At 39.2% G+C, this 2,782-nt stretch carries 4 protein-coding genes; all 4 read left to right on the forward strand.

The genetic code is table 11. The annotated features are described in order from the left end of the window. Positions 1-43: 43 nt before the first annotated feature. A complete protein-coding gene (rplO, locus tag BHV73_RS03390; RefSeq protein ID WP_087412063.1) occupies positions 44-490 on the forward strand; it encodes a 50S ribosomal protein L15 in 447 nt (148 codons plus the stop codon). A 4-nt stretch (positions 491-494) separates the two neighbouring features. Next, positions 495-1,865 carry a preprotein translocase subunit SecY gene (secY, locus tag BHV73_RS03395; protein ID WP_286736516.1) on the forward strand — a complete coding sequence of 457 codons (1,371 nt, stop codon included), beginning with the start codon at positions 495-497 and terminating at the stop codon, positions 1,863-1,865. A gap of 13 nt (positions 1,866-1,878) precedes the next feature. Beyond that, positions 1,879-2,679 carry a type I methionyl aminopeptidase gene (map, locus tag BHV73_RS03400; RefSeq protein ID WP_087412062.1) on the forward strand — a complete coding sequence of 267 codons (801 nt, stop codon included), beginning with the start codon at positions 1,879-1,881 and terminating at the stop codon, positions 2,677-2,679. A gap of 9 nt (positions 2,680-2,688) precedes the next feature. After that, a partial coding sequence (locus BHV73_RS03405; RefSeq protein WP_493519252.1) for a S1 domain-containing protein occupies positions 2,689-2,782 on the forward strand: 94 nt, incomplete at its 3' end.

The following is a 2,782-nucleotide window of genomic DNA, read 5'->3' on the forward strand; positions in this document are numbered from 1 at the left end:
CATTGTTAAGTAATTATTTGTTGAATATAAAACGAATTACAATATGAACTTAAGTAATTTAAAACCTGCAGAGGGATCTACTAAAACAAGAAAGAGAATCGGACGTGGTCCGGGTTCTGGCTTGGGAGGTACTTCTACCAGAGGTCATAAAGGAGCTAAATCAAGATCTGGATACTCTAAGAAAATCGGTTTTGAAGGTGGTCAGATGCCTCTTCAACGTCGTGTTCCTAAGTTTGGCTTTAAAAATATCAACCGTGTAGAGTATAAAGCTATCAATTTGGATACAATTCAAAAACTGGCCGAAGCTAAAAATTTGCAGACTGTAGGTATCAATGACTTCATCGCTGCTGGTTTCATTTCTGCAAGCCAGTTGGTAAAAGTATTAGGTAACGGAACTTTGACTGCTAAGTTGGATGTACAAGCACATGCATTCTCTAAGACTGCTGTTGCTGCCATCGAAGCTGCTGGTGGACAAGTAGTAAAACTCTAATTCGATGAGAAAAGCTATTGAAACATTAAAGAATATATGGAAAATTGAGGATCTGAGACAACGGATCCTCATTACCATATTGTTACAACGGATCCTCATTACCATATTGTTTGTGGCAATTTACCGTTTTGGTTCGTATGTTGTATTGCCGGGTATTAATCCGTCAATGTTGACACAATTGCATCAACAAACAAGCGAGGGTCTTTTAGCCTTGTTAAACATGTTTTCTGGAGGAGCATTCTCTAATGCATCTATCTTTGCATTAGGTATCATGCCTTATATCTCCGCTTCCATTGTGATTCAGTTGCTGGGTATTGCGGTACCGTATTTCCAGAAATTGCAACGCGAAGGTGAGAGTGGTAGAAGAAAAATGAATCAGTATACTCGTTATCTGACGATTATCATTCTGTTGGTTCAGGCTCCTTCTTATTTGCTCAATCTTAAAATGCAGGCTGGTCCTTCCTTAAATGCTTCATTAGATTGGACTCTGTTTATGCTTACTTCTACCATTATATTGGCGGCTGGAAGTATGTTTATTTTGTGGCTTGGTGAGAGAATTACAGACAAAGGAATTGGTAATGGTATTTCTTTGATTATCATGGTAGGTATCATTGCACGTTTACCGCAGTCTTTATTTCAGGAATTGATTTCCCGTATGACTGATAAGACCGGTGGTTTGGTGATGTTCTTGATTGAGCTTGTAGTCTTATTGCTTGTTATTGCGTTTGCCATTCTATTGGTGCAAGGTACAAGAAAGATTCCTGTTCAATATGCAAAGAAAATTGTTGGTAATAAACAATATGGCGGTGCAAGACAGTACATTCCTTTGAAAGTAAATGCAGCTAACGTGATGCCTATCATTTTTGCTCAGGCAATCATGTTCATTCCTATTACTCTCGTTGGATTTTCGAATGTAAATAATGCGAGCGGTTTCATACATGCATTAACTGATCATACAAGCTTTTGGTATAATTTGATTTTTGCGGTATTGATTATACTGTTTACGTATTTCTATACTGCAATTACCATTAACCCGACTCAGATGGCTGAGGATATGAAGAGGAATAACGGTTTCATTCCGGGTATCAAACCGGGAAAGCAAACGGCAGAGTACATTGACGTGATTATGTCACGTATCACTTTGCCGGGTTCTTTCTTCTTGGCTTTGGTTGCTATTATGCCTGCATTTGCCGGTATATTCGGTGTGAAAGCAGAGTTTGCTCAATTCTTCGGCGGTACATCTTTGTTAATTCTTGTAGGTGTGGTTCTTGATACTCTCCAGCAGGTTGAAAGTCATTTGTTGATGAGACACTATGACGGTTTACTGAAGTCAGGACGTATTAAAGGCCGTAGCGGTACAGTGGCTGCGTATTAATCTTATTTGAAGAATGATATTTCTTAAAACTGAAGATGAAATAGAGCTGCTCCGTAAGAGTAATTTGCTTGTGGGGAAAACGTTGGCTGAGATAGCTAAGGTTATAAAGCCCGGAGTTACTACGAAAGAGTTGGATAAAGTAGCGGAAGAGTTCATTAGAGATAATGGTGCCGTTCCTACTTTCAAAGGTTTTCCCAATCAATACGGTGATCCGTTTCCGGCTTCAATTTGTACTTCTGTAAATGAACAGGTAGTACATGGTATTCCGAGTGATAATGTGGTACTTAAAGAAGGTGATATTGTTTCTGTTGATTGCGGTACGTACATGAACGGCTTTTGTGGTGACTCGGCTTATACGTTTTGTGTAGGTGAGGTTGATGAAGAAGTTCGCAAATTACTGAAAGTTACTAAGGAAGCGCTATATATAGGAATACAGAATGCTGTTCAGGGCAAGCGGTTGGGTGATATAGGATATGCTATACAACAACATTGTGAGTCTAATTCTTATGGTGTAGTGCGTGAGTTTGTCGGTCATGGCATTGGCAAGGAGATGCATGAAGATCCTCAGGTTCCTAATTACGGTAAGCGTGGTTACGGGACGATGTTGAAAAAAGGTTTGTGTATTGCAATCGAGCCGATGATTACTTTAGGTAATCGGCAAATAGTAATGGAACGCGACGGCTGGACGGTTAGAACCAAAGACTGTAAATACGCAGCTCATTTTGAGCATACCATAGCAGTTGGAAGTGGTGAAGCTGATATATTGTCATCGTTCGAATTCATTGAAGAAGTATTAGGAGATAAAGCAATTTAAGAAGTTAATATGGCAAAGCAATCTGCAATAGAACAAGATGGAGTTATAGTTGAAGCATTGTCTAATGCAATGTTTCGTGTTGAATTAGAAAACGGACATGAGA

Source organism: Bacteroides sp. 44_46 (assembly GCF_001915465.1).
Classification (GTDB): Bacteria; Bacteroidota; Bacteroidia; order Bacteroidales; family Bacteroidaceae; genus Bacteroides; species Bacteroides clarus.